We start from the raw sequence: 4,224 nt of genomic DNA, 5'->3' as shown, positions 1-4,224 counted from the left end.
TGTGGTCTGGACTATACCTTCCCGTTACAGGCTGGCCGTCTAGTCTCTACACCTTCCTCCGCTGCTCGCGGGGGCTTGGCTCGGTATTCGCATGTCACTTGTGGTGTGGTTTTAGCGTTCACCGACTTTGACCAGTTCTACCCGTCGCCAGCGGTGAGCTGACGGCGGGCAACCCATGCAGGCAGGACGACCTGGGGACGTTCTGCCCTCGCCTTGAGTCCTCTGCTCTGACCAACTGAGCTACAGGCCCGAGCGCATCATTTTACAGCCTTGGCTGTGGCTTAGGACCGTTTCGCCCTACTTTGTCACTTCAGGTCGGCGGAACTGGGCGAGCACGGCCGAGGAGCGCGGCTGGTTCCAGCGTCGAACGCGTTCGCGCTGCTTCTGGCGAGTGAAGCTGCGCCGCAGTGCCCTGCTGGGTGGCGCCCCGGCGTTTGTCCGGTGGTGGTTGTCGCTTCAGGACGACGGAGGCGTGCGGGCGAGTGCTGCTTCCGCCAGGCGTCGGCGGTCGAGCTTGCCGTTGGCGTTCTTCGGCAGTTCGTCGAGCAGTTCGATCTGGCCGGGGATCATGTACGACGGCAGTGTCTGGCGCAGGCGCTGACGGATTGCTTCGCCGTCGAGCGGCTGGTCAGCGCTGACGAAGGCGACGATTTCGCCGTGTTGCTCGCGCCGTCGCTGGTAAACGACGACCGCCTGGCGTACCTGCGGCAGCGCTTGCAGGGCGGCTTCGATCTCTTCCAGTTCGATGCGGTAGCCGAGGTGCTTGATCTGGTTGTCGGCGCGGCCGACGAACCAGAGAACGCCGTTGGTGTCCTCGCGCACCAGGTCGCCGGTGCGGTACATACGCTCACCGGGTGACGCCGGTGTGGGTGGTGCAACGAAACTCGCTGCCGTTCTTTCGGTGTCGTGGTAATAGCCGAGGGCAAGTTGCGGGCCGAGCAGGCACAGTTCGCCAGCTTCGCCGGGGGGCGCGAGGCTGCCGTCAGCGTGCCGGATGAGGTAGGCGAAGTTGCCGGCGAGCCGGCCGAGCGGCGGCAGGCCGCTGAGGTCGGCGAAGTCGGCGTCGCTCAGCGTGCAGGCCGAGCAGATGCAGGTGCCTTCGGTCGGGCCGTAGACGTTGACCAGCCGGCAGCGCGGATGGAAGAGGTCGTACAGCTTCTTGAGCTCCGGTTTGGGGTAGCCCTCGCCGCCAAAGACCAGGCAGCGCATTGCCGGCCAAGTCGTCGGCCGAAGCTGGCGCAATGTGGTCAGATAGATGAGCAGCGAGGGCACCGAGAACCACAAGGTACAGCCCAGTTCGCCGATCCGGCGGACGAGTTCGGTTGGTGCGGCGACGGTCGCGCGCGCCAGCGGAGCGAGCGCCGCGCCGGAAAAGAGCGACGCGTAGAAATCGAACACCGAGTTGTCGAAGTAGACCGGATTGACGCCACTCAGCACGTCTTGCGGGGTGAGGTCGAATTCGCTGCGTGCCCAGGCGATGAAGTTGAGGACGCTGGCGTGCGCGATGGCGACGCCTTTTGGCGTACCGGTGGAACCTGAGGTGAACATCAGGTAGGCCGGGTCGCTGCCGGTGACGCGGTCGACCGTCGGTGGCCGTTGCGCGGGCAGGGCGGCGAGTTCGGCAGGCGTCGGCAGGCGTGTTGGCGGTGCGCCGTTCGCCCGGCAGCACGCGTCGACTTCCGCTGGCAGCGGGTGGTCGCTGACCAGCAGGCGCGGCTGGCAGGTGGCCAGGATCTTGCTGATGCGCGCCGCCGGGTTCTGCTCGTCGAGATTGACGTAGGCCGCGCCGATCTTGTGTGCGGCGAGCATCGCGGCGTAGCCTTCGATGCGCTTGTCGTTGAACAGCGCCAGTACATCGCGCGCGCGCAAACCGCGTTGCAGCAGCCAGTGCGCCATGCGGTCGACGGTGCGTGCAAGTTCGCTGTAGCTCACCTGATGATCGGCGGCCAGGCGCAGCGCGGGTCGTTCGCCATGCTGAGCGGCGATCGTTTCGAAATGCCTGCCGAGGTTGTAGTCGTAGCGCATTCAAGCGTGCTGCCGTGGTCGTTGCGGGTGGCCGGGCGCGTCGGGCGGCGGCGTCGGTTCGGTGCGTGTCGTGCCCATGCGCGCGCTCATTTGAACTTGACGAAAAGAGCCTTGCCGCAGGTGAAGGCGCGGCTGACGCGCTCGCCCTGTTCGTGCAGCAGGGCGTTGCCGACACGGTAGGGGCCGTCGCCGTGGGCCCAGAGGTAGTCGTCGAGGATCAGCCAGGCTTGCGGCAGCAGGCGCGGCAGCCATTGGCGGCAGTCGTTGGCAACGCAGTCGTAGTCATGATTGCCGTCGATGTGGATCAGTCCGATGCGCCCGCCGAAGGCGATCGGCGGCGCTGATTCCGGTGATGCAGCGATCGGCTGCCCCTGCGCGTACACCTCGAATGCGGCGGCGGACGGCAGACGCAGGTGGGCGTGCCGCTCGGCCCGCAAGGGGACCATGTTGACCAGGAAGCCCTCGCGCAGGACCTCGAAATCCCATTCGTCGACCAGCTCCTGAAACGACTGCGGCGATTGGCGTTGCAGCGCATTGCCGGCCGTCCAGGGATCGATCGTCAGCAGGGGCCCAAGCTGGTGACGCCACGCCAGGTAGAGCAGGACGGAGGCCGAACGGCCCATCAGCGAACCGATCTCGACGACATCGCCGGCAGGGGCGTCGGCGGCGATGCCGATCATCGCCGCCAGTTTGTCGTCGTTCGATTCGCCGTAGATCAGACCTGCCTGGCGGAGAACACCGGCCAGCTCGACGAGCGACAGCGTCGCGGCGCCGTCGGCGCAGGTTTCGGCGAGTGGCAGCAGGCGCTGCGCGCGCGCCATCAGGCGCCGGTGCGCCTCGACCTGCTGGGTGATCGGCGAGGCGCCGAGAACGGCGAGCGCCAGGCCGCGCGTCGCGATGAAGCGGCGGACGAAGGCATGCACGCCGGCGACCGGGCAGAACACACGCGCGACATCGTGTGTTTCGACGAGGGCAAGGAAACGCTCGGCGAAGTCGGCGTCGTAGATCGACGGCAGGCGGTGCACTTCGCCACACTCGGCGGCGACTTCGGGGCTGGCGACCGAGGCGGCACAGACCGTCGCTTCGCCGCGCTGGCGCGCGCCTGCCACATAGTCGATGGCACCGCGGTCGACGGCCGGGAAAACGAGCGTGGCGCTGCTGGCGGGGCGCGGAGTCATCGCTGGCCAGGGCTCATTCGGGGTTTTCCAGGTCGCGCCGCGCGGCCGCCCGCACGGCCTCGTCGAGCCACTGATGCATGCTCTTGCCGGTGCGCGCACGGGCTTCCTGCGCCAGCCGCCTGGCTTCCAGCGTGACGCCCTCGAGCTGGCCGTAGTAGCGCGTCCGATGCGTCCCGCCGCGCACACCGGGGATCGGGAAGTCGAGGTCGGCCGGCGGTTCGCCTTCGCCGACGACGAAGTCGATGACGTAGAAGACGCCGCCGATGATCCACTCCAGGCGCGTCTTGCGCGCGGCCACCGGCAGTTTGTCGAGCGGCAGCGGATATTTGAACTCGGGGTTGGAGTTCATCAGGATGCGGCCGAATTCGGTTTCGCGCAGCCATGGGGGCATGCTCTCGTCGCCGACGACGACCTTGCCGCCGGGCTTGGTGACGCGCGCCATTTCGCTAAAGGCGCGCTGGATATCGCCAAAAGCGTTGATTCCGCCAAAGTGGAAGCAGGCGTCGAAGCTGTTGTCGGCGAAGGGCAGATAGTAGCCATTGGCCAGCGCCGGTTCGACGCGCGCCGGTATGTCGCGCAGGCGATCGATGTTGCGCGCGAGGAACGACGGCGAAAGATCCTGGATGTAGAGCCGCCCGGCGGCGCCCAGACGTCCGGCGATGATCACCGAATCCCGCCCGGTGCCGGCACCGGTTTCGAGCACGCGCGAGTCGGGGCGCAGCGCCAGCTTGTCGACCATTGCCGTGCGTACGGCCTGCTCGTCCTCGCCGTACGTGCTGAAGGTCAAGGGCAGATAGCGGTCGTAGGCGTCGGCGCGCTCTTCGTACTGCTGCAAGGCCTGGCGGTCGACCGGCGGCAGTTCGAAGGGATAGACCAGATCGGGAACGCCCTGGCGTATGGCGAAACGATGTCCGGACGGGCTGCGCAGCTCGCCGCACACGACCTGGTCACCGGCAGACTCGTCGACGCTCAGCGTCAGACGCTCGAGACTCACCGGGTCGACGTAGAAATCTTCTTCTCC

Annotated in this window: 3 protein-coding genes; all 3 read right to left on the bottom strand. The window is 67.1% G+C overall.

The genetic code is table 11. The features are described from left to right. Positions 1–456 precede the first annotated feature (456 nt). Positions 457–2,025 (bottom strand): amino acid adenylation domain-containing protein, encoded by a 1,569-nt coding sequence (locus RKP46_RS11700; protein WP_311106802.1) that lies wholly within the window; start codon positions 2,023–2,025, stop codon positions 457–459. Between the two features lie 86 nt (positions 2,026–2,111). Further along, positions 2,112–3,203: a class I SAM-dependent methyltransferase gene (locus RKP46_RS11695; RefSeq protein WP_311106801.1), complete on the bottom strand. Its 1,092-nt coding sequence runs from the start codon at positions 3,201–3,203 to the stop codon at positions 2,112–2,114. 13 nt (positions 3,204–3,216) lie between these two features. Further along, positions 3,217–4,224, bottom strand: a 1,008-nt coding sequence (locus RKP46_RS11690) for a methyltransferase domain-containing protein (RefSeq protein WP_311106800.1), incomplete at its 5' end; no start/stop codon positions are given.

This window comes from Accumulibacter sp. (assembly GCF_031732815.1).
Lineage (GTDB): Bacteria > Pseudomonadota > Gammaproteobacteria > Burkholderiales > Rhodocyclaceae > Accumulibacter.
This window is presented reverse-complemented; position numbering and strand designations above follow the sequence as displayed.

What these genes read in the sequence shown, in the direction of transcription:
- RKP46_RS11700 (WP_311106802.1), bottom strand. Translation starts at nt 2,025, where the DNA reads ATGCGCTACGACTACAACCTCGGCAGGCATTTCGAAACGATCGCCGCT.
- RKP46_RS11695 (WP_311106801.1), bottom strand. Translation starts at nt 3,203, where the DNA reads ATGACTCCGCGCCCCGCCAGCAGCGCCACGCTCGTTTTCCCGGCCGTC.